Annotated in this window: 17 protein-coding genes; 12 read left to right on the plus strand and 5 right to left on the minus strand. The window is 44.7% G+C overall.

Features of this window, described 5'->3' with window-relative positions; translation table 11 throughout:
• Positions 1–237: 237 nt before the first annotated feature.
• Together ACWYVB_RS15265 and ACWYVB_RS15270 are read right to left on the minus strand one after the other, a co-directional pair.
• Positions 238–1,986 carry a sensor domain-containing diguanylate cyclase gene (locus ACWYVB_RS15265; protein WP_317410734.1) on the minus strand — a complete coding sequence of 583 codons (1,749 nt, stop codon included), beginning with the start codon at positions 1,984–1,986 and terminating at the stop codon, positions 238–240.
• Between the two features lie 35 nt (positions 1,987–2,021).
• The gene (locus tag ACWYVB_RS15270) at positions 2,022–2,981 is read right to left on the minus strand and encodes a TIGR01212 family radical SAM protein (protein ID WP_005396316.1); all 960 of its coding nucleotides are present in this window, start codon (positions 2,979–2,981) and stop codon (positions 2,022–2,024) included.
• A gap of 552 nt (positions 2,982–3,533) precedes the next feature.
• On the opposite strand from ACWYVB_RS15270, the gene gltB (ACWYVB_RS15275) reads away from it, so the two are divergent.
• The 10 genes from gltB (ACWYVB_RS15275) (at position 3,534) to ACWYVB_RS15320 (ending at position 20,673) form a co-directional block, all read left to right on the plus strand.
• Positions 3,534–8,084 carry a glutamate synthase large subunit gene (gene gltB / locus ACWYVB_RS15275; RefSeq protein WP_203346657.1) on the plus strand — a complete coding sequence of 1,517 codons (4,551 nt, stop codon included), beginning with the start codon at positions 3,534–3,536 and terminating at the stop codon, positions 8,082–8,084.
• Entirely contained in the window at positions 8,084–9,553 is a 1,470-nt protein-coding gene (locus ACWYVB_RS15280) for a glutamate synthase subunit beta (protein ID WP_005396320.1), read from the plus strand. Before gltB (ACWYVB_RS15275) ends, ACWYVB_RS15280 begins: the two co-directional genes overlap by 1 nt.
• Positions 9,554–10,004: 451 nt before the next feature.
• Positions 10,005–14,468, plus strand: a complete 4,464-nt coding sequence (gene gltB, locus ACWYVB_RS15285; RefSeq protein ID WP_005396321.1) for a glutamate synthase large subunit — start codon at positions 10,005–10,007, stop codon at positions 14,466–14,468.
• Positions 14,469–14,488: 20 nt separating this feature from the next.
• Complete coding sequence (locus ACWYVB_RS15290; protein ID WP_005396322.1) at positions 14,489–15,901, plus strand: FAD-dependent oxidoreductase; 1,413 nt, start codon at positions 14,489–14,491, stop codon at positions 15,899–15,901.
• A 91-nt stretch (positions 15,902–15,992) separates the two neighbouring features.
• The gene (locus ACWYVB_RS15295) at positions 15,993–16,421 is read left to right on the plus strand and encodes a DUF1499 domain-containing protein (protein ID WP_031780533.1); all 429 of its coding nucleotides are present in this window, start codon (positions 15,993–15,995) and stop codon (positions 16,419–16,421) included.
• 63 nt (positions 16,422–16,484) lie between these two features.
• The gene (mtnN, locus tag ACWYVB_RS15300; RefSeq protein ID WP_005396324.1) at positions 16,485–17,180 is read left to right on the plus strand and encodes a 5'-methylthioadenosine/S-adenosylhomocysteine nucleosidase; all 696 of its coding nucleotides are present in this window, start codon (positions 16,485–16,487) and stop codon (positions 17,178–17,180) included.
• 11 nt (positions 17,181–17,191) lie between these two features.
• The gene (locus ACWYVB_RS15305; RefSeq protein WP_203346658.1) at positions 17,192–18,145 is read left to right on the plus strand and encodes a cobalamin biosynthesis family protein; all 954 of its coding nucleotides are present in this window, start codon (positions 17,192–17,194) and stop codon (positions 18,143–18,145) included.
• Entirely contained in the window at positions 18,145–18,969 is an 825-nt protein-coding gene (gene btuF / locus ACWYVB_RS15310; RefSeq protein WP_005396326.1) for a vitamin B12 ABC transporter substrate-binding protein BtuF, read from the plus strand. The genes ACWYVB_RS15305 and btuF overlap by 1 nt, the downstream gene beginning before the upstream one ends.
• A 69-nt stretch (positions 18,970–19,038) precedes the next feature.
• Positions 19,039–19,659, plus strand: coding sequence for a TRIC cation channel family protein (locus ACWYVB_RS15315; RefSeq protein WP_005387377.1), 621 nt, complete (start codon positions 19,039–19,041; stop codon positions 19,657–19,659).
• A 129-nt stretch (positions 19,660–19,788) separates the two neighbouring features.
• A complete protein-coding gene (locus ACWYVB_RS15320; protein ID WP_104969067.1) occupies positions 19,789–20,673 on the plus strand; it encodes a LysR family transcriptional regulator in 885 nt (294 codons plus the stop codon).
• Between the two features lie 32 nt (positions 20,674–20,705).
• Here ACWYVB_RS15320 and ACWYVB_RS15325 read toward each other — a convergent pair whose 3' ends face one another.
• From ACWYVB_RS15325 to ACWYVB_RS15335, 3 genes are all read right to left on the minus strand, one after another.
• Positions 20,706–21,125 (minus strand): hypothetical protein, encoded by a 420-nt coding sequence (locus tag ACWYVB_RS15325; RefSeq protein WP_104969066.1) that lies wholly within the window; start codon positions 21,123–21,125, stop codon positions 20,706–20,708.
• Positions 21,122–21,544, minus strand: coding sequence for a hypothetical protein (locus tag ACWYVB_RS15330; RefSeq protein ID WP_203346659.1), 423 nt, complete (start codon positions 21,542–21,544; stop codon positions 21,122–21,124). The genes ACWYVB_RS15325 and ACWYVB_RS15330 overlap by 4 nt, the downstream gene beginning before the upstream one ends.
• A 258-nt stretch (positions 21,545–21,802) precedes the next feature.
• Positions 21,803–22,582, minus strand: coding sequence for a TSUP family transporter (locus ACWYVB_RS15335; protein WP_203346660.1), 780 nt, complete (start codon positions 22,580–22,582; stop codon positions 21,803–21,805).
• Positions 22,583–22,819: 237 nt separating this feature from the next.
• Between ACWYVB_RS15335 and ACWYVB_RS15340 the strand changes: the two genes are divergently transcribed.
• Together ACWYVB_RS15340 and ACWYVB_RS15345 are read left to right on the plus strand one after the other, a co-directional pair.
• Positions 22,820–23,611, plus strand: coding sequence for a hypothetical protein (locus tag ACWYVB_RS15340; protein ID WP_074192041.1), 792 nt, complete (start codon positions 22,820–22,822; stop codon positions 23,609–23,611).
• Positions 23,608–24,030, plus strand: a complete 423-nt coding sequence (locus ACWYVB_RS15345) for a hypothetical protein (RefSeq protein ID WP_074192040.1) — start codon at positions 23,608–23,610, stop codon at positions 24,028–24,030. The genes ACWYVB_RS15340 and ACWYVB_RS15345 overlap by 4 nt, the downstream gene beginning before the upstream one ends.
• The last annotated feature ends 256 nt before the right edge of the window (positions 24,031–24,286 follow it).

A 24,286-nucleotide genomic window follows, 5' to 3' on the forward strand; every position in this document is an offset into this window, starting at 1 on the left:
CTACTCCATGGTGCTGGCTAGATGTTGCCCTTCAATGATAAAAACGAGCAGACATATTCGGCCTAACGCAATTTAGGTCTGTGTGATTAGTAAAAAATACGTAGTGCGAACTGCGCTTGCTAAACAAGATAAAAAGATAAGTTAACCAACGAACGCACAGGCTTCGGTAAGTTTAACGTGTTTAATACGGCGATTTAAACAATCAGCTATCAACTTAGAGCAAGCGGTCACAAAGCGTTAGCAAGAACTTGGGTGAATACAGGTGCGATTACGTCCATCCGCTTTGGCTTGGTATAGCGCACTGTCAGCCATGGCAATACCCATTTCCGGTTCATCACCATGTTGAGGAATATAAGAGACAAGACCGATACTGACCGTGAGACGTTCCGAAGCTTCTGAGCTGTCGTACTCCATATCGAGTTGCCGAATTTGTTCATGAATACGCTGCGCTACATTGCTCGCGCCTTCCGTTGTGGTATTCGGCAGGATAAAACCAAACTCCTCACCACCATAACGCGCAACACAATCAGAAGAGCGATTGATGACTTTTGTGAATACGGTAGCAACACTGACCAATGCTTCATCACCTTGCTGATGGCCGTAACAGTCGTTGTAATCTTTGAAAAAGTCGATGTCACACAACATGATAGTGAGCGGCAGCTTTTCGCGGGCATGGTGGTACCATAGTACCTGCAGTTGTTCATCGAAGCGGCGTCGGTTCGATACCTGAGTTAAGCTATCCATAAAGCTCAACTTTTCTAACTCTAAATTAGCTCTCTCCAACTTTTGTTCGGCAAGGTAACGTTCAGAAATATCACGCGCCATGATCAGCACACCATTCGTTCCTGAAGCTTTATCTTTAAAGGGCGATTTCACCACATCAAACCACGTACTTTTGCCATCACTGCTAACGACTTTATCTATGTATCGGACAGGTTCTGACTGACGCAATGCATCTAAATCACTAGCAGCTAAGCGAGCGTACATCTCTTCAGGAATGACATCTTGAAGGCGCTTACCGATCAAATCAGACACGTCTGAAATACCTAATGCATTAACGAACGGTTTATTACACGCTTGATAGACCATATTCTCATTGAAGATACCGATAGAGTCAGGGCTAGCGTCAAGAATAGTCTGTAAGATGGTATCCCTTTGCGCCAACGCAACTTCTGTATCTTTACGGCGCTCCATTTCATCTCTCAGGTTCTGCTGCATTTTGTGCCACTCGGTCACATCATGACTAATGGATAATGTACCGATCAGCTCACCACTCGGTGACACAAGGGAATTTTGATTCACTTCCAATAAGCAACTGCGACCTTGTGGATCCGTCGTCCACTTGCGCTCACTCTTTCTGCTAGCCTCACCCATGGAAACCTTTGATGCGCAGGCTTCTTCCCTTCGCCCTTCCCAAAATTGATCAAATGCTCGGTTCGTCGTTAATAAATTCCCTTGGCGATCTTGGGTACAAATTAACTCAGAGAGTGAGTCTAGTGCCGAACGAGCAATCGTTAATTGCGCAAGCTCTTGTTGCTGCTCTTGATGAGTGGATTGATAGGGCTGCGCGTAGATGATCCAAACACGGTGATTGCGCAGCAAACTCTTTCTTCCTGACAACTCCACCTTGATAGATTCGCTTTCAGATAAGCGCCAATCAAATACCTGCTGGCTAAAATGACGGCTAGAGACACTGTCTAGAAACGACTCAAGCTCACGAATATCGAATAAAGCGGGATACAAATATCCCGTGCCTAGAGAGCGAATACCTAATAATTGCATCGCAGCTTGGTTAGATAACAAGATCTGAGCATGGCCAGTATCCAGCACTATGACTGGATAGGGTGAATCCGTTACGAGTTGCTTAAGTGATGTTTGAAAGTGCAAATAGATCAGTGCTAACGCGCACACGCTAGCAATTAATAACAAGACGACATAGCCATAACCGCCTTGACCATCCCAAAGCCAATTGAGTAACTGATCCATCGTTTAAACTTTTAAAGAAAACTGGTTAAAATATATCAGTTATTTATTGAGCGATCTGCTATTAATTCCGGTTTAGTATAGATAAAAGCGTTTCCCGTTAGGCTTCCTTGAGCACCATGTTCACTGAGGGATCGACCAATTTCAGTCATCGCCAGCCAGCGGTTTTCACACCACAGTGGCGATAACAAGGTAGGTCTACGAGCTGCTGATGAAACCCGATGGTAAATCACGTCTGGTGGCGTCATACGAATCATCTCACTGGCAATTGCGACATACTCTTCTAGCTCTGGCGCCTCTAATCGTCCTGCACGCCACGCTTTCGCCATGGTGCTGCCTTCCACGATATGAAGACCATGTAACTTGATGCCATCCGTGCCCACGGCTAACACTTTTTGCAGCGTCTCAATGTTATCGTCGCGGCTTTCTTTCGGTAATCCAACAATTAAATGAGTGCAGACTTTAATACCTAGCGCACGCGCACGCTTGGTGATCTCGGCATAACATTCGAAATCATGACCGCGATTGATGCGCTTAAGGGTGTCGTTATTAGCGGTTTGAAGCCCTAACTCTAGCCAAATTTCATAACCTTGCTTTACATAGTCAGACAGTAAATCTAATACGGCATCAGGCACGCAATCTGGACGAGTCCCGACACACAATCCCACAATATCAGCCGCTTTTAGTGCTTCTTCATACATATTTTTCAGCACTTGCACTTCCGCATAAGTACTTGTGTAAGCCTGAAAATAAGCGAGATACTTCTTCGCTCGATGAATTTCGCCCGCACGATCTTTCAACTGATCGTGAATACTTTTTATCTGTACTTCTTCATCCGCAAACGAAGCCACATTACAAAAAGTACATCCTCCCCGACCAATCGTGCCATCTCGGTTAGGGCAACTAAATCCACCGTGCAACGTTAGTTTATGGACTTTTTCACCGTATCGACGCTGAAGATCTTGGCCGATTGTATTGACCAACTCATGTAACTGCATAAATTCTCACCAACAATGAACCGTAATCAATCTCACTACGATCTGTGTAAATAAATTACATCCCTGCAAGAAAAAACACACAATACTAGTCAATTCAAACAAACCTCATACGGCTCAAAATCAATAAACCTGCATAAATACAGATAAAAAACGTTCATGTTGCGTAAATGTTAAACTAAAAATGCATAATTAAACGAAAAAATTGGGTCACAACGTCGACTTTTTCATTGCATTCTGAAGTGACAAAATTGTAGGATACTTACACAACCCCGTTATTTTTGTGACTTTTATTACAAAGTACACTGCGGGATTTGTCGGTGTTATCCCACTCCTACCTATATAAATCACTAAATAGTGGCAATAAATAAAGGGATACCACCAAGGATTGTTTTTCTCGCAAAACTTTTCCTGCGAGATACGGAAAGGAATCAAGATCGGTCAACCTAGATCGGTGGCGATAATAAATATAAAGGACAAGACGTAATCAATGGTCTAGGTGGCATTTGCCTGCCTGGTGCTTTTGCGTCGACATTGAACTGGAAGGATGTATCTATGGTAGATAGAGAGCAAAATCCACAGGGTCTATATACTCCTGAATTGGAGCATGACGCGTGTGGTATCGGTTTTGTTGCTCACCTTAAAAACCGTAAATCTCATGAAGTAGTGACTCAAGCATTGGATATGCTAGCTCGCATGGAGCACCGTGGTGGTCAAGGTTGTGATCCATGCAGCGGTGATGGTGCGGGTATCTTGCTACAAAAACCTCATGAATTCCTATTAGAAGAGGCCGTTAAGCTCGGCATTAAACTACCTTCATTTGAAAAGTATGGTGTGGGTGTCGTACTTTTCCCGAAAGACGAATACAAACGCGAACAATGCCGTGACATTCTAGAACGCAATGCTCAGCGTCTAGACCTTGAAGTTATTGGCTACCGCGTTTTGCCAACCGATAACTCGATGATCGGTGCCGACCCGCTAAGCACAGAACCTCAGTTTGAGCATGTGTTTATCTCTGGTGGTCCAGGTATCACACCTGAAGAGCTAGAGCGCAAACTGTACGTACTTCGTAACTACACTGTACGTGTTTGCCTAGAGAGCGTTTCGAACATTGGTGATGACTTCTACATTAACTCAATGTCTTACAAGACATTGGTGTACAAAGGTCAGTTAACGACCGAGCAAGTCCCTCAGTACTTCCTTGATCTGCAAAACCCGACCATGGTGACCGCACTGGCACTGGTACACTCTCGCTTCTCTACCAACACCTTCCCGAAATGGCGTCTTGCACAACCTTTCCGTTACATTGCCCACAACGGTGAAATCAATACAGTTCGAGGTAACTTGAACTGGATGAAAGCCCGTGAGGCGATCATTGAATCCGATCTATTTACCCAGGCTGAAATCGACATGCTGCTTCCTATTTGTCAGGAAGGCAGTTCGGATTCATCTAACTTTGATATGGCACTTGAGCTCCTAGTTCTTTCTGGTCGCAGCCTGCCGCACGCATTGATGATGATGATCCCGGAAGCATGGCAAGAAAACAAAAACATGGATCCTAAGCGTCGCGCGTTCTATCAGTACCACGCGAACATCATGGAACCATGGGATGGTCCGGCTTCAGTATGTTTTACTGATGGTGTTCAAGTTGGTGCGACACTCGACCGTAACGGTCTGCGCCCTTCTCGCTACACAGTGACCAAAGATAACTTCCTAGTAATGGCATCAGAATCTGGTGTTGTGGATATTGAGCCAGAGAACGTTGAGTTCCGCGGTCGTCTACAACCAGGTCGCATCTTCGTTGCAGACTTAGAGCAAGGTCGCATCATCTCTGATGAAGAAGTGAAAGACACCATCGCAACAGCGCAGCCTTACGAAAAGTGGGTAGAAGAAAACCTACTGAGCTTGAAGAAGCTGCCAGATGCGAGCAACCAATTCAGCCAACCTAAGCCAGAACATCTTCTACACCGCCAACAAGCGTTTGGCGTAAGTACTGAAGAAGTGAACGAAATCATCGTTCCAATGGCGAATGATGCGAAAGAGCCATTATCAGCCATGGGTGCAGACTGGCCTCTTGCGGTTCTATCTCATCAGTCTCAACATCTTTCAAACTACTTCAAGCAACTGTTCGCACAGGTAACTAACCCACCGATCGATCCGATCCGTGAGCGTATGGTTATGTCGCTGAACACTTACTTGGGTAAAGACCAAAACCTTCTGACTGAAACACCACTTCACTGTCAGAAAGTAGAATTGGAATCGCCTGTTCTGGCGAACTCTGAGCTTGAGAAACTGCGTGCTATTGACAACGAGCATCTTCAGGCGAAGACACTGGATATCGTATTCCAAGCCAGTGAAGACCAAGGCAAGCTTGAGCGCGCACTAAAACGTATCTGCCAATACGCAGAAGATGCGGTTATTGATGGTTACTCAATCATCCTGTTAACTGACCGTGCAGTGAACTCAAACCACGCCGCTATCCCAGCAATGCTGGCAGTTGGCGCAGTACATCACCACCTGATCCGTAAAGGCCTACGTGCGAAGTGTGACATCGTGGTTGAAACCGGTGACGCGCGTGAAACGCACCACTTTGCAACGCTAATTGGTTACGGTGCCAACGCCGTTAACCCATACCTAGTGATTGAAACCATCATTGAGCTTCAGCGTACGAAGAAGCTGGATCCAGAAGCGAACCCTCGCGATCTGTTCAACAACTACCGTAAAGCGATCAATGGCGGTCTTCTGAAGATCTTCTCGAAGATGGGTATCTCAACCCTGCAGTCGTACCACGGTGCGCAAATCTTCGAAGCCTTAGGTATTCATAAGTCAGTGGTAGATAAGTACTTCACAGGTACAGTTTCTCGTATCCAAGGTCTCACCCTTGACGATATCGCTAAAGAAGTGCTCGTTCGTCACCGCATCGGTTACCCACAACGCGAAATCCCAATTCAAATGCTGGATGTGGGTGGTGTTTACCAATGGAAACAGCGAGGTGAGAAGCACCTCTTCAACCCAGAAACCATCTCGCTACTGCAAGAGTCTACGCGCAACAAGAACTACGATCAGTTCAAGCAGTACGCGACAGCAGTCGATAAACAAGGTGACAACGCGGTAACTCTGCGTAGCCAGCTAGAATTCATTAAGAACCCAGCTGGTTCTATCTCTATCGACGAAGTCGAGCCAATTGAAAGCATCGTGAAACGCTTCGCGACCGGTGCAATGTCATTCGGTTCTATTTCTTACGAAGCACACTCCACATTGGCTGTTGCGATGAACCGCCTTGGCGCAAAATCGAACTCTGGTGAAGGTGGTGAAGACCCAATGCGTTTCGAGCGCAAAGAGAACGGCGATTGGGAACGCTCTGCAATCAAACAGGTAGCTTCGGGTCGTTTCGGCGTAACCTCTTACTACCTAACCAACGCTGATGAGCTACAAATCAAGATGGCTCAAGGTGCGAAACCAGGTGAAGGTGGTCAGCTACCAGGCGATAAAGTAGATGACTGGATCGGTGCTACACGTCACTCAACTCCGGGCGTCGGTCTTATCTCGCCACCACCACACCACGATATCTACTCAATCGAAGATTTGGCTCAGCTTATCTACGATTTGAAGAACGCGAACCGCGCGGGTCGTGTAAACGTGAAGCTGGTATCGGAAGCTGGCGTAGGTACGATCGCTTCCGGTGTAGCGAAAGCGAAAGCAGACGTTGTACTAATCGCAGGTTTCGACGGTGGTACTGGTGCATCCCCAATGTCTTCAATCCGTCATACTGGTCTTCCTTGGGAACTTGGTTTGGCAGAAACACACCAAACGCTACTAAAGAACGGTCTACGTAACCGTATCGTGGTTCAAGCGGATGGTCAGATGAAAACACCTCGCGACCTTGCAGTGGCAACACTACTTGGTGCAGAAGAATGGGGCGTGGCAACCGCAGCCTTGGTGGTTGAAGGTTGTATCATGATGCGTAAGTGTCATAAGAACACCTGCCCTGTTGGTATCGCAACTCAGAACAGGACGCTTCGCGAGCGCTTTGATGGCCGCGTAGAAGACGTCGTAACCTTCTTCCAATACATGGCACAAGGTCTACGTGAAATCATGGCTGAACTTGGCTTCCGCACTATCGATGAGATGGTCGGCCAAGGTCAGAAGCTGAAGATTCGCCAAGACGTTTCTCACTGGAAATACAAGAACCTAGATCTGTCTCCTGTTCTACACGTTGAACAACCACGTGAGTCAGACGGTATCCATAACCAAACGCAACAGAACCACAATCTGGAATCGGTACTAGACCGTAAGCTGATTCAAGCGGCGATTCCTGCTCTCGAGAAAGGCGAGGCGGTGAATGCCGAGTTCCCTATCGTCAACACGGACCGCTCTGCAGGTACCATGTTGTCGAACGAAATCTCGAAAGTGTACAAAGATGCGGGTCTACCTCAGCCAATGAACGTGAAGTTCAAAGGCTCTGCGGGTCAGTCATTCGGTGCATTTCTCGCTAAAGGCGTGAAGTTCGAAGTGGAAGGCGATGCGAATGACTACTGGGGTAAAGGCTTATCTGGCGGTACGTTAGTACTTTACCCAGACGCAAAATCAAGCATTGTCGCGGAAGACAACATCGTGGTTGGTAACGTGTGTTTCTACGGTGCTACTTCGGGTGAGTCTTTCATTCGCGGTATGGCTGGTGAACGTTTCTGTGTTCGTAACTCAGGTGCGAAAGTAGTAGTAGAAGGCGTCGGTGACCACGGTTGTGAATACATGACGGGCGGTGCAGCAATTATCCTTGGTTCAACAGGTCGTAACTTTGCCGCAGGTATGAGTGGCGGCGTGGCTTACGTATGGGATAAATCAGGTGACTTTGAGTCAAAACTGAACCCAGAGCTAGTAGACCTAGATCCAATCGAGAAAGAAGACAGAGATCTATTACTCGACATGCTAACTAAGCATGTTCAATTCACAGGAAGTGAAGTCGCTCAGTCTTTCCTAGACAACTTTGAAGCAAGCCTAGCCTCTATGGTTAAGGTGATGCCGCGTGACTACAAAGCGGTGCTTCAAAAGCGTAAAGCTGAAGCGCAGTCTCAAGGAAACGAAACTCAAGCGGAGGCAGTATAATGGGTAAGCCTACTGGATTTTTAGAGCACGGTCGTGAACTACCACAGAAGATCGACCCAGCTGAACGCATTAAGAACAACAAAGAGTTCGTTCTGAACGAGGAGTTTGGTGACAAGATCAATACTCAAGCGTCTCGTTGTATGGATTGTGGTGTGCCGTTTTGTCATAACGGCTGCCCTATCGGTAACATCATCCCAGAGTTTAACGATGCAGTTTATCGTGATAGCTGGGAAGAAGCATGGAACATTCTAAGCTCAACCAATAACTTCCCTGAGTTTACTGGTCGTGTTTGCCCTGCTCCATGTGAAAGTGCTTGTGTACTTGGCATCAACCAAGACCCAATTACCATCTGTAACATCGAGAAAACCATCGTAGAAACGGCGTATCGTGAAGGGTACGTCAAGCCAAAAACGCCACGTTCTCGCACTGGTAAAACGATAGCGATCATTGGATCTGGACCAGCGGGTCTTGCGGCTGCTGAGCAGCTAAACAGCGCTGGTCATACTGTGACAGTATTCGAGCGAGACGAGAAAGTTGGTGGCCTGCTGCGTTTCGGTATTCCAGATTTTAAACTGAGCATGGAAGTCATTGATCGTAAGATCAATCTAATGGCAGAAGCTGGCGTTGAGTTTAAAGTAAATCAACACGTCGGTGTTGATTTAAATGCTCAGCAACTGCGTCAAGAATTCGATGTGGTTCTACTGACGGGTGGCTCAACGGTTCCACGTGATTTGCCAGTTCCTGGTCGTGAGCTCAAAGGCGTTCACTTCGCAATGGAATTCCTAGGTCAAAATAATCGCCGTGCAAATAACATGGACCTGAAAACGGAAGAGATTCACGCAAAAGGTAAACATGTGGTTGTCATTGGTGGTGGTGATACCGGTTCAGACTGTGTGGGTACGTCAAACCGTCACGGCGCAGCAAGCGTAACTCAAGTGGAAATCATGCCGATCCCACCAGAGAAGCGCCCAGCCAATATGCCTTGGCCTCAATACCCAATGATCCTACGTACTTCGACTTCTCATGAAGAAGGTGTCGATCGTCACTGGAACATCCTGACCAAGGAGTTCATCGGAAATGACAAAGGTGAAGTCACAGGCCTTCGTCTTGCTGATATCGTTTGGCAAGATGCAAAACCAGGCGAGCGCCCAAGTTTCAAAGAAGTCGAAGGCAGCGAGCGAGTGATCCCATGTGATATGGCATTCCTAGCAATGGGCTTCTTACACCCAGAACCTACAGGCGTGCTTGCTCAACTGGATATCGCGCTAGATGATCGCGGTAACGTAGCAACTCAAGGTTTTGCTACTAACCAAGAAGGCGTATTTGCTGCTGGTGATATGCGAACAGGCCAATCTTTGGTGGTTCGTTGTATCAACGAAGGTCGCGAATGTGCTCGTGCTATCGATGACTACCTAATGGATGGCACAAACCTAGAAGCAAAAGCAGATTCACTGATGCTTTCTGCTTAACGGAAGTATTCACGCTTCCCTCTTTCAATGCCATAAATAGCCATCAGCGATATCGATGGCTATTAGCAAAGAAAGAAAACAATTCCTTCCAATCTTTCTATTTTGACCAGCATTTTATGCTGGTCTTTTTTATTTCCCACAGAATCAAATGTTACTTTTTTGTAACAATCAATTTTCTATCTATTTGAAATCATTAAACTATTTTAGCTTATTAAATGGTAAATCGCATATTCACGTGATTATCCACTAATAACTTGACCTTTTTTACAATAAGCTATAGCTTGTGAAGTTGATGAAAATAAAACACTCAAAAAATGTTAAATATTTCACAGCTTTTATTGAATAAATATACATAAAACCATAAAAGATGACGCATATTCAGTCATCACTATCAACGTAAGCAGTGTTGATATATCTGTCGGGATGACGGATAAGCAAAGGGAGAATTGCAATGGCTCTTTATGATCCAAGTCTTGAGAAAGACAACTGTGGATTTGGCTTGATCGCGCATATGGAAGGCGAACAAAGCCACAAGCTGGTTCGTACAGCAATTTCTGCACTTGACCGAATGACCCACCGTGGTGGTATTGCCGCCGATGGTAAAACCGGTGATGGTTGTGGTCTTCTATTACAAAAGCCCGATTCCTATTTACGTCTTATTGCCGAAGAAAATGGTTTCAACCTTGGCAAGCAATACGCCGTAGGGATGATTTTCTTCAACCAAGATCCGGTCAAAGCTCAACTCGCTAAAGACATCGTCAACAGAGAACTTGCGCAAGAGACGCTAACAGTGGCCGGTTGGCGTGAAGTTCCAACCAATTCAGAAGTGCTCGGTCCAATTGCGGCTAACTCGCTTCCAAATATTCAGCAAGTCTTTATCTCTGCACCGGCTGGTTGGCGAGAGCGTGACATTGAACGCCGTCTCTACATCGCACGCCGTCGCATCGAGAAACAAATCACCGAAGATCCTGATTTCTACATCTGTAGCTTGTCGACTCAAGTTTTGGTGTACAAAGGCCTGTGCATGCCTGCGGACTTGCCTCGCTTCTACCTAGATCTTGCTGATCTACGCATGGAATCCGCTATCTGTCTGTTCCACCAGCGTTTTTCTACCAATACTCAACCGCGTTGGCCATTGGCTCAGCCGTTCCGCTATCTTGCTCATAACGGTGAGATCAACACCATTGAAGGTAACCGCCAATGGGCGCGCGCTCGTGCTTACAAGTTCTCGTCACCACTGCTGCCTGACCTACAAACTGCAGCACCGTTTGTGAACGAGACAGGCTCAGACTCCTCTAGCTTAGATAATATGCTGGATCTCTTCTTAGCTGGCGGCATGGATATCTTCCGTGCCATGCGTATGCTTGTGCCGCCTGCATGGCAAAACCACCCAGATATGGATCCGGATCTGCGGGCGTTTTACGATTTCAACTCCAAGCACATGGAACCATGGGATGGCCCAGCAGGTATCGTACTGTCCGATGGTCGTTATGCTGCTTGTAACCTAGACCGAAACGGCCTGCGTCCTGCGCGTTATGTAATTACCAAAGATAAGTTGATCACTCTGGCATCTGAGGTGGGGATTTGGAATTACGCTCCCGACGAAGTTGCCAAAAAAGGTCGTGTAGGTCCGGGGGAATTGCTCGTCATCGACACTCGTAAAGGTAAGCTTTGGCAATCTAGCGAGATCGATAATGATCTGAAATCTCGTCACCCTTATCGCGAATGGATGGAGAACAACGTTCGCAAACTAACGCCGTTCTCTCAGCTGCCTGAAGATCAAGTAGGTGAGCGTAGCTTTGATGAAGACTTGCTTAAGACTTATCAAAAGCAGTTTGCCATGAGCAATGAAGAAGTCGATCAAGTATTGCGTGTCCTCGGTGATATGGGGCAAGAAGCCGTCGGTTCGATGGGTGATGACACCCCGATGGCGGTTCTTTCTTCGAAAGAGCGCTTAGTGACAGATTACTTCCGTCAGAAGTTTGCTCAGGTCACCAACCCACCAATCGATCCGCTGCGTGAGAAACACGTCATGTCGCTGGCGACCAGCATCGGCCAAGAGATGAACGTCTTCTGTGAAACCGATGGCCACGCGCATCGTGTAACCTTTGATTCTCCAGTACTGCTCTATTCAGACATGCAGCAACTACTAGAGCTGAGTGACGATCATTACCGTAATACCATTCTCGATATCAACTACGACCCACAACAAAAAGATCTTAAACAAGCCATTGATGATCTGTGTGAGCAAGCAGAGCAAGTCGTTCGTGAAGGCACGGTTTTAGTGGTTCTTTCGGACAGAGCCTTGGTCAAAGGTAAGTTACCAATTCCGGCAGCAATGGCAGTCGGCGCCGTTCAAACTCGTCTGATTGACGCGAACTTACGCTGCGATGCCAACATTGTTGTCGAAACCGCAACGGCGCGTGATCCACACCAATTTGCCGTCTTGTTTGGCTTTGGTGCCACTGCGGTTTACCCATACCTTGCTTATGAAGCGTTAGGTAAACTGATTGATGATAAAGCACTAGAGAAAGACTATCGCGATGTGATGCAAAACTACCAATACGGCATCAACAAAGGCCTGTACAAGATCATGTCGAAAATGGGGATCTCAACCATCGCCTCTTACCGCTGCTCACAACTATTTGAAGCAGTTGGCTTGAGCCAAGATGTGGTCGATCTGTGTTTTAAAGGCGTCACAACTCGAATTGAAGGCGCGAATTTTGACGACTTCCAGCAAGATCTTACAAACTTATCTCGTAAAGCATGGGCGAAACGCAAATCGATTGATCATGGCGGCTTGTTAAAGTACGTCCATGGAGGTGAATATCATGCTTACAACCCGGATGTTGTCGGCACGCTGCAACAAGCCGTTAAATCTGGCGAAAGTAACGACTATCAGAGCTTTGCCAAGCAAGTGAATCAACGCCCTGTTGCTATGTTGCGTGACTTAATGTCGCTGAAAAAATCAGACTCACCGCTGCCACTTGAGCAAATAGAGCCGAAAACCGAACTGTTCAAACGCTTCGACTCTGCGGCCATGTCCATTGGCGCACTTAGCCCTGAAGCGCATGAAGCCCTCGCGACTGCGATGAACCGTCTTGGTGGCTATTCAAACTCCGGTGAAGGTGGTGAAGATCCTCGCCGTTTCGGCACTGAACGTAACTCACGTATCAAACAAATTGCTTCAGGCCGATTTGGTGTAACGCCTCATTACCTTACTAATGCAGATGTACTACAAATCAAGGTAGCGCAAGGAGCTAAACCGGGTGAAGGTGGTCAGCTACCGGGACACAAAGTCACCGCAGAAATCGCAAAACTGCGTTATTCGGTACAAGGTGTGACTCTCATCTCCCCTCCTCCGCACCACGATATTTATTCTATTGAAGATTTGGCCCAGCTGATCTTCGACCTTAAACAAGTCAACCCGAATGCGCTGGTTTCGGTAAAACTCGTCTCCGAGCCAGGTGTCGGCACCATCGCAACGGGCGTAGCAAAGGCTTACGCTGATCTTATTACCATCTCGGGTTACGACGGTGGTACCGCAGCAAGCCCATTAACTTCGGTAAAATACGCTGGTAGCCCTTGGGAGTTGGGGTTGGCAGAGACACAACAAGCACTGGTTGCTAATGGTCTGCGTCATAAGATCCGCCTACAGGTAGACGGTGGTCTAAAGACTGGTTTAGACGTAGTTAAAGCCGCAATTTTAGGTGCAGAAAGCTTCGGTTTTGGTACCGCGCCAATGGTAGCTATGGGTTGTAAGTTCCTACGAATTTGTCACCTCAATAACTGTGCAACAGGGGTTGCGACTCAAGACGAAACGCTGCGTAAAGAGTACTTCAAAGGCTTACCTGAAATGGTGATGAACTACTTCACCGGACTGGCAGAAGAAGTGCGCGAGCTGCTTTCTGAGCTAGGCGTTGAAAAACTGACGGACTTGATTGGTCGTACCGATTTACTTGAAGCAGTAGAGGGCTTTACCGCGAAGCAAACCAAATTGGATCTATCCAACATTCTAGAAGCTCCCGTCTCGCCTGAAGGTCATCCACTGTTTTGGACGGAACCAAATAAACCGTTTGATAAAGCTGAGCTCAATCAAAAGATCATTGATGATGCCATGCATGCGGTAGAAAACAGCCAATCAGCAAGTTTCTTCTACAATGTCATCAACACTGATCGTTCTGTGGGTGCTCGCTTATCTGGCGAAATAGCGAAGCGCTATGGCAACCAAGGATTGGCGGCTTCCCCTATCAAAATCTATCTTGACGGCACTGCCGGCCAGTCGTTTGGCGTTTGGAATGCGGGTGGCGTAGAGCTTTACCTCACAGGTGATGCGAATGACTACGTAGGGAAAGGCATGGCAGGCGGCAAGATCGCCATTAAACCTCACTTAGGTACAGCGTTCAAGTGTCATGAAGCCACCATTATTGGTAACACGTGTTTGTACGGCGCAACGGGCGGTAAACTGTTCGCGGCAGGTAAAGCGGGTGAGCGTTTTGGGGTACGTAACTCAGGTACGATTGCCGTCATTGAAGGTGCGGGAGATAACGCTTGTGAGTACATGACAGGCGGTATTGTTGCCATTCTAGGTGCAACAGGCGTGAACTTTGGTGCAGGTATGACCGGAGGCTTTGCCTATGTTCTGGATGAAAACCAAAGCTTTGAAGGTCGAGTCAATACTGAATCTGTCGAAGCCATTTCATTGTCCGATCTATACATCCACCAAGAGCATTTGCGCGGCCTGATTGCGGAACACCTTGAAGAAACAGGGTCGAGCCACGCAGAAAATATTTTGGCGAACTTTGATGAATGGATTCCAAAGTTCTATTTGGTGAAACCACAAGCGGCAGATCTTCGCACGCTACTTGGTCACCAGAGCCGCAGTGCCGCTGAGCTGCGCGTTCAAGCCCAGTAATCATGGAGGATGTTTGAATCATGAGCCAGAACGTTTATCAATTTATCGATGTTCAACGTGTCGATCCGGCTAAAAAGCCGATCAAAGTTCGTAAGATCGAGTTCGTTGAAATCTACGAGCCGTTTACTAAGCAACAAGCCACTGCGCAAGCAGACCGCTGTTTAGATTGCGGTAACCCATACTGTGAATGGAAGTGCCCAGTACACAACTACATCCCTCAATGGCTCAAACTGGCAAATGAGGGACGTATTCTTGAAGCGGTTGAACTATCGCATCAAACCAATAGTTTACCTGAAGTATGTGGACGCGTTTGTCCTCAAGACCGTCTATGTGAAGGTTCATGCACGCTTAATGATGACTTTGGTGCCGTCACCATCGGTAATATAGAAAAGTACATTACCGACAAAGCCTTTGAAATGGGCTGGAAGCCAGATATGTCCAAGGTGGAGTGGACCGATAAAAAGGTCGCAATCATTGGGGCTGGCCCAGCAGGCTTGGCTGCCGCTGATATCCTAGTGCGCAATGGCGTTAAGCCAGTCGTGTTTGACCGCTACCCAGAAATCGGCGGACTACTGACTTTCGGTATCCCTTCGTTCAAGCTTGAAAAAGGGGTAATGGAAAATCGTCGCCGTGTGTTCACTGAAATGGGCGTCGAGTTCCGCATGAACGTGGAAGTCGGTAAAGATGTACAAATGCAAGATCTAATCGATGAGTACGATGCCATTTTCTTAGGCGTTGGCACCTATAAATACATGCGTGCAGGACTAGAAAATGAGGATGCGCCGGGTGTGTATGACGCGCTGCCATTTTTAATTTCGAATACCTACAAAGTCATGGAGCTTGAGAACAACCAACCTTTTATCGACATGGCAGGAAAGAAAGTGGTCGTGCTTGGTGGTGGCGATACCGCAATGGACTGTGTACGAACCTCTATTCGCCAAGGAGCCTCCAATGTGATTTGTGCTTATCGTCGTGACGAAGCCAACATGCCAGGTTCACGTCGAGAAGTGAAAAACGCTAAAGAGGAAGGCGTGAAGTTTATGTTTAACCTGCAACCACTCGGTGTGGAGGTCGACGCCTCAGGTAACGTATCGGGCGTTAAAGTGGTAAAAACTGCTTTAGGTGAGCCCGATGATGCAGGTCGTCGCAGACCAGAACCAGTGGAAGGCAGTGAACATGTATTGCCTGCGGATGCCGTGATCATGGCATTTGGTTTCCAGCCACACAAAATGGACTGGTTAGAACCGTATGGTGTCGATTTAGACCAATGGGGACGTATCAAGGCACCTGTTGAGCAAGCGTTCATGTACCAAACCAGCAATGCGAAAATCTTCGCTGGCGGTGATGCGGTCCGTGGCTCAGACCTCGTCGTAACCGCCATTGATGAAGGGCGAAAAGCGGCAGAAGGCATTCTTGATTACCTAGAAGTCTAATCACAGCTAACATCACAAAAAGGATCCTATTATTGGATCCTTTTTCTTTTGTATCCATATAATTAGAAGCAAAATTATAAGAGTAAATACAATGAAAAAAGCCGCTCTCCTTTCAATCGCTTTACTCAGCCTTACAGCCTGCAGCCAAGGAGTCACCAGTATGCCAGATCGTTCTCAATCACCTTGTGGTGACAAACCAAATTGCGTTTCAACTCAGGACTCAAGAGACAAGTTTCAATTAGCACCTTTTTTGCTCACTGAGTCCGCAACGTTAGATGCCATTGAGCAAGCCGCGCTTCAACTTCCTGGCGCCAAAACCGCGGTAAAAGAGGGTGATTACCTTCGGATAGAATGCACATCTAAAATCATGCGCTTCGTGGATGACCTCGAATTAAAAGTAGCAGGAGACAAACTGATTGTTCGCTCAGAGTCACGTGTGGGCTATTCTGACTTTGGCGTAAACAGAAAGCGCGCCGAACAATTACGAGAAAAGCTCACTCAAGCTAAGCTCATCAAATAGAAAACTGCTCACGGGGAGTGCTATACTCTCGGCCAACTAAAATATTTACTGAAAGAGAGTGTTATGAAAGTTGGTATCATCGGTGCGATGGAACAAGAAGTGACCATCCTGAAAGAAGCAATCACAAACTGCAAAACCGTAAATAAAGCAGGTTGTACGTTTTTCTCTGGTCAAATTAATGATGTAGAAGTAGTCGTACTACAATCAGGTATCGGTAAAGTTGCAGCTGCAGTAGGCACTACCATTCTTCTTGATGAATACCAGCCAGATGTTGTGATTAACACAGGCTCTGCTGGTGGCTTCGATTCAAGCCTAAATCTAGGTGATGTTGTTATCTCAACAGAAGTTCGTCATCACGATGCAGACGTGACCGCTTTTGGTTATGAAATTGGCCAAATGGCTGGCCAGCCTGCTGCATTCAAAGCGGATGAAAAGCTAATGGATTTAGCAGAAAAGGCACTAGCGCAAATGGAAAACACTCATGCAGTTCGCGGCCTGATCTGTACTGGTGATGCATTTGTTTGCACCGCTGAACGCCAAGAGTTTATTCGTAAGCACTTCCCATCCGTTATCGCGGTAGAAATGGAAGCATCTGCTATCGCTCAAACTTGTCACCAATTCAACACGCCGTTTGTTGTTGTGCGTGCAATCTCTGATGTCGCTGATAAAGAGTCACCAATGAGCTTTGATGAGTTCCTACCGCTAGCAGCAAAAAGCTCTTCTGAAATGGTATTCAAAATGCTGGAACTCATTAAGTAAACGACTCATTCATGGAAGAAGTTTTTCAGTCATTTTATGCCAACGGTGCGCTCCTTATTATGTGGGGCGCACTGCTCTTTCACCTTCTTTTACCAATCCCCCGTTCATCGCATCCCATCACTTTATGGCGAAAGTTAGCTGAGCAGCTCGCCAACAAAGTGAACAATAATCACAGTTACTCACAGAGCCTGACCTCCGGCAGTCTTGCATTGGGCTTGATGCTATTGCCTTGCTTGAGCTTGCTGATTGCCGTGGAGCCATTCGTTTGGCAAGTGCCTTTATACGAATTAGTGCTATTGATCATTGCTTTGAACTGGCGCAACAGCGAAGCCTTAACGAAACAACTCGTCACAAGTATGTCGAGAGAAGACAAAGCTCAGTGCCGACAATTACTAAGACCATACCTTAATCGCGATACTGACAGCCTCTCGATCATCGGCATAGGTAAAGCAAGCTCAGAAGCTGTGATTATGGGATACAGCCGCAACGTAATCGGTGTGTTATTTTGGTACGCACTAGCAGGTGGTATTGGTGCGTTAATGTATCGACTAGCCACAGAGTTAGCTCGAGTTTGGTCCCCTAGCCGACGCCAATATTTGCCCTTTGGTAAACCTGCCGTTCAGCTGGTTGCCGCTCTGGATATTATTCCACTTCGTCTCTTTGCCATACATTTAGCTGTAGGAAAGAACGTAAGCAATGTGCTTTCTGGTGTACAGCAACAAGCGAAGTCTTGGCCACTACCCGGGCCCGCCTGGGTGTTGTGTACCATCGGACACAAACTACAACTCTCTTTATGCGGCCCTGCTATCTATCAAGGTATACGTGCGGAACGCGCAAAAATCGGTGGACGAATCGCCCCATCGGCTATTCACCTTTCACAAATACATACGCTGCTCGTTTGGCGAGTCTTCGTTTGGATAGCTATCCAAAGTCTGCTTTTAGGAATGATTTATCAAGGGTTATGATGAATAAACTATGCTTCGCATTAACGCTGTTTGTTTCGACAGCGACCTTCGCCCAAACACCAGCGCAACGCATTGTAAGTTTAGCTCCGCATGCCACTGAAATTGCCTTTGCGGCAGGGCTAGGAGACAAGCTTGTTGCTGTCAGCGAAATGAGTGATTATCCAGAGCAGGCAAAGCAGCTGGAAAGAGTCTCTAATTACCAAGGAATTAAATTAGAGCGCATTATTGCTCTTCAACCGGATTTAGTCATTGCTTGGCCGGCAGGAAACCCGGCAAAAGAGCTGGAGAAAATTAAACAGTTCGGCATTCCTATCTATTATTCCACTACAGGCTCACTGGAAGATATCGCCAATAATATCGAGCAGCTAAGCCAATACAGCGAAACCCCGCAAATAGGACAAAAGGCCGCTGAAGATTTTAGAACGCAACTGAAGACACTAAAAGAGAAGTACAACACGCACGAGAAAGTTCGTTACTTTTATCAGTTGAGTGAAAAGCCTATCATCACTGTCGCCGGGAAGAACTGGCCAAGTGAAGTCTTTACTTTTTGCGGTGGTGAAAACATTTTCGCAGCATCCAGCGCGCCTTATCCTCAGGTCAGCATCGAGCAGGTCATCACTCGCCAACCAGAGGTTATTTTTACTTCTCGTCACGCAATGAGTAATGATGGTATGTGGGCAGAGTGGAGCAATGAGCTTCCCGCACTTAGAAATAAACACATCTGGTCTCTAAACTCAGATTGGATTAACCGCCCAACCCCACGCACACTAAATGCGATCACAGAAGTGTGTGAGCACTTTAAAAGCGTTCGTCAAAAACGCTAACGATTTCGTGGCAAATACCGTACAATTTCCGCCCATTTTTTCTCACACTATATAAAGGTACTAAGTAACATGGACTCCATGCTGCTTTATATGATCGATTTGTTCGGTACCGCTGTTTTCGCTATCTCTGGCGTGTTACTGGCGGGCCGTTTAAAAATGGATCCATTCGGCGTTATCGTTCTCGGCAGTGTGACTGCTATTGGTGGCGGAACAATCCGAGACATGGCGCTAGGTGCCACTCCTGTATTTTGGATAACAGATACTACGTACTTATGGGTGATATTTGTTACGTGTCTACTAACCATGCTTGTTATTCGAAGACCCAAGCGACTCTCATGGTGGGTATTACCCGTTTGTGATGCGATCGGCCTTGCAGTATTTGTAGGAATAGGTGTAGAGAAAGCCCTCGCTTACAACGCGTCAGGGATGGTCGCAGTGATCATGGGAGTCATTACTGGTTGTGGAGGTGGCATTATACGAGACGTGCTGGCTCGCGAAGTTCCTATGGTATTAAGAAGTGAAGTCTACGCTACGGCATGTATTATTGGCGGCATCTTCCATACGATGGCGGTAAACATGGGTTATGACCACTCAACGGCTTTACTCGCTGGTGTAATCTCAACGCTCATTATACGTCTCGGTGCTATTCGTTGGCATCTATCCCTGCCAACTTTCGCAATTAATCGTTAAACACAAATTACATGATTCGGTCATGGAGTCGACTGAGTGTCGGCTCCTCTCATTTATACTCATTTGATTCGCCAATTCTTGTACAATTCGCTAAATTATTTCAACCATTCCTAACTTTCATTAATTATTATGTTGCTTGAAGGTATTGAGACGTTACTTGTCCTCAGTAAAGAAAAAACCATGAGCCGCACGGGCAGCCAACTCTATATTAGTCAATCTGCGGTGAGTAAGCGCATTTCGAATCTAGAGAAGAAGTTAGGAAAAAAATTGATTGAGCCAAGTGGTCGGCACATAAAGCTGACCTCCGATGGCCTTGCGCTCATCAACACGATCGAGCCAACGTTCAATGAGTTAAGAGGTCAGATCTATGATCAGCAAGAAATAGAAGATACTTCTTTGATCAAGATAGACTGCTCTGAAACCTTAGTCGCTGGATACCTTAGTGTGATCATGGCAGAACGCTTTGCCCATGACCAGTACATACGAATATCGACCAATCATACACCACGCATTATTGAGAACGTCAAATCAGGTAAAGCGACACTGGGATTCTGTGCCGGTTATTTACCGCCTCATCATGGATTAATGAGCCTTCACCTCGCTGATGAACCTTTTTCAATCGTCAGTAGATACCCACTTTCGCAACTACCCAAAGCCATTTTGACCAATGACTTAACCAATCCTGCCAACACTTACCAACAAGCTATTTTGTCAAAATACGGAATTGAGCCTTTGATGGAAATGGATTCATACACTGCGGCAGCACAACTGGCTTTGGGCGGAATGGCTCCCGCTTTAATTCCTAAATCTATCCTGAAGACACTTAATATCACACCCAAATTCTGCTATGACTTTGAAGAACTAGGACAGTTAATTCGACCAATACATATCTGCTTGCGCCACAGCGCATATCGCAGCAAACGAGTTAAAGCACTGACAAAATCCATTGCTGATGTTGTTGCCAAAGAAGTTTCGTTGCCATTAGCATCGACATCACAACAACTAGACAATTGAAGTAGAGTATAATGTAAAAGTGTATTTCATAGTCATTTTACAAAAACATAGTACTCACTTAAAAACCATCGAGAACTAAGTTCCTCAGAATAATGGTATCCATGACTTTCAGCATAAGACAGCAGCCACTCATTAAACATATAAGAAAACAAAAAGCTAGAAACTAATAAAACAAAACATAATTTAAAAAGATTTTTAAGTTTTTCTTTATTTGGCTTTCTCTTAGTAGAAACAGTATAAATAGAAACATAAGAAAGCAAAGCAAATAAAAAACCGGATGAAAATAACTGAATATTCTGACCACCTAAGGATAAACTTTCCTGATCGGATGAAATTGCTCCAAAAAAATCCAACAAATCAGATACCGGAAGATAAATCATAAAATATGTACATATAGGAAATAGAATTGAACCTATAATAAATGTGCTATAATCTATTTCTTCATTTTTCATAATGAAAAACCACTATTTTTAAAGCTGGCAACAACACCTACAGAAACCATCGTATTTAATGTTATACTAGCAACTAAAGCAGCTAAACCCACTTTAATAATGTCACTTGCTATAACTCCGAATAATTTAGCCAATACTCTTTTATTTGACTCTTTAAATAAATACTCAGCCATTTTATAAGATGTGACAAAAATAACAGTAATAATTGCACCTTGCTTAACCGTCTGTAATGCCATTTCTTTGCCTATAGCAAAACTTACGGCCATCGGTGGCGAAATCTTACCAGACAAAGCCATAACTTTTCTTTGTAAACTAGGTGTTCCTTTAATTACAATATGATTAAAACCACCATACTTCTCAACTGCAGTAGGAGCTGCGCTACCTGACAAGGCTACAGCAACTCTACCTAAATACGCCAAATCATCTACAGCTGCATAGTAGTTTGCAATAAATTCTAACTTACCCTTTAAACTATTCCATCGAAGCTGTTCATACTTAGGGATAAATTTACTAACCTATTCATCAAACTCATTGATAGAAATGCATAGCATTATAACTTTATTAAATAAAAATTGTTTATTACTTTTTCATTTTAAGTACGATATCACGCCATAGTGAAATCATAGATATATCAGTATTTCTTGACATATAATTCATGAGTAAACGTAGAGAACGAGTTATAACACTGACAAAATCCATTGCTGATGTTGTTGCCAAAGAAGTTTCGTTGCCATGAGCATCGACATCACAATAACTAGAGGACGAATCCATTTTTGCCCTTTACTTACCACGACCTTCGCCCCTAACTGAGCACCAAGAAAACCGCCAACTGCCATGGTTAAGCCAAGCTTCCACACAGGCAACCCAGCTAAGATAAAAAAGAGTAGTGCCGCTATGTTTGACGTGAAATTGAGGATTTTGGTTCTAGCAGTGGCTTCGACCAAAGAAAAGTGACCTAGTGCAACAAAACAAACAGTAAAAATAGATCCAGTCCCAGGGCCAAAAAAGCCATCATAGAAACCGATCCCACCACCAATGCATAGCGCAAACATCGCTTCAGATAACTTTGGTTCTCCATCTATTTTACGTGTACTTGGCGCGAGTAAAAAATAGAGGGAAATGGCAATCAAAAGAACAGGAATCAAACTGGTGAGTACCCTAGTATCAATAAACTGCACAGCCTCGGCACCGATCGCTGCACCGATAAAAGTGCAAAGTATCGCGAAACGCATTTCCTTTAGGCTGACAATACCGTTACGCACGAAATACCAGCTAGCAGAGAAACTGCCAAACGAACTTTGTAACTTGTTGGTTGCTAGAGCTTGAGTCGGACTCAACCCCGCTGCCAAAAGCGCAGGGAGCGTAATGAGCCCTCCCCCACCAGCCATCGCATCAATAAAGCCTGCGGCAGTCGCAACAAAAAATAGAGCCAACAAAATCTCAACCGTGATTTCCACTACACATCCTTTTTATTTAAAGAGGCATCAAAGAGGAAAAACGGTAGCACTTATTCACAAAACCACCAATGGAAAGTCAAGACACCAATCTATTCCTAATTTTCATCTTTGTGAAATTTTCATTTTAGTTTCACAAAAAAAAGATACATGCCTCAAGGATACGAATGAAATAGTATTTTCATTGTGTCAGCCGTGTAGGCAAGGTCATAATAAAATTATGGTTTCAAGGAGAAAACGATGTACCCTGCAATACAACAAGACTCAAGTAGCAATACCAAAGAAGTACATATAGTATCAGTAAGCGTATTTGATGACTTAATTAACAAAAACATCAAAAGGAAAGGTGTTACTGAAAAATGGAAAGTTATCAAAAATAAACTAGAAAATACTGCAAACTATTACACAACAGCCGATGATCTTATATTTTTAACAAAACTAGCGAATAATCTAAGCGGAGCAACAAACCCTGTCCATATAAATTACTATTCTGGCCAACCACATTTTGTCTTTACGGGGACACCGGCCCTGAGAATAAAGTTAAGTGCTTTGGGTTCTCATGCACCGACTCCAACAATTACTAACTTTGCTGTAGGTCCAAAAAGTGCTATCCAGTCTATTAAAAGTGGAACAATTATTACAATCGTACTAGTAAGCTCTTTTAGAGCAATGGAACACTTCTTTTCGGAAAAGAATAAATCAACATTACTGAGTTTGTTTGGCACAATAACTAGTGACATCCTAAAGTTAGGAATTTCATCCGCAATTGCTGCAATTGCTGTAAAAGGAATTTCTGGAGCTACTACTATTTTCGCTCTAACTTCTGGCCCATTATTTTTAGCTATAGGTATAAGCTTGGTTATTGGGAGCATATTAAATCATATAGATAAAAAGCATAATATAACAAAAAAATTCAAATTAACATTAGAGAAAAAACTAGATGAATCAATAAAAAATGAAATAAATCAAGAAGAAGCAAGAATAAAAAATTTAATTGGTTCTACATATATAAAAAATGGAATGTTTTTATGAAAAAAGAAGACAACCTAGATCTAACATCAACATTTTTAACATCACTGTTATTCCTTTCTCTAGGATTGTTATGCATTTATTTTTTTTACAACGATACCATAAATAACATAAAAGACATATATAACGAAGAACGTATTATAGAAATTTCTCAGGGATCATTTTATGGGTTATTTGGAAGCTGGGTATTTATATCTATATTTATTCTTTTAATTACTGTGTTTTTAAAAAAAAGAAAATTATCATATAAGAAAGAAGGCATGTTCATTAAAGTTATAATTTCTTTTTCAATTATAACAATTATAGCACCAAGTGCATTTGTGTTTCTCACTAAAAAACACTTAACAAATCAGGGTTACTCTGTTTCAATTGATAAAGAAGACTCCTGGCTACAAGATAAGGTTTATATTTTCAAAAAATAAACTTCAATTTATGTTACATAAAAGAAATTAAAATTTGAGAAAAAATTCAATTAGCATAGCGAACATCTCAATAAGTGTATGTTTATACTTGGCATTGACTATTGGTCTGACTATTAGCTTAAGCATTTGGAATGACTGGTTTTCTTTCACTCAACACATTGATCTAGATACGTACCTTCTTACATTGGGAGCTATTACGGTTGTTGTTGTATGCATTCCAAACATCCTGACAATAAGCAAAGGATTAAGTATTGCT

This window comes from Vibrio sp. JZG10 (assembly GCF_054064075.1).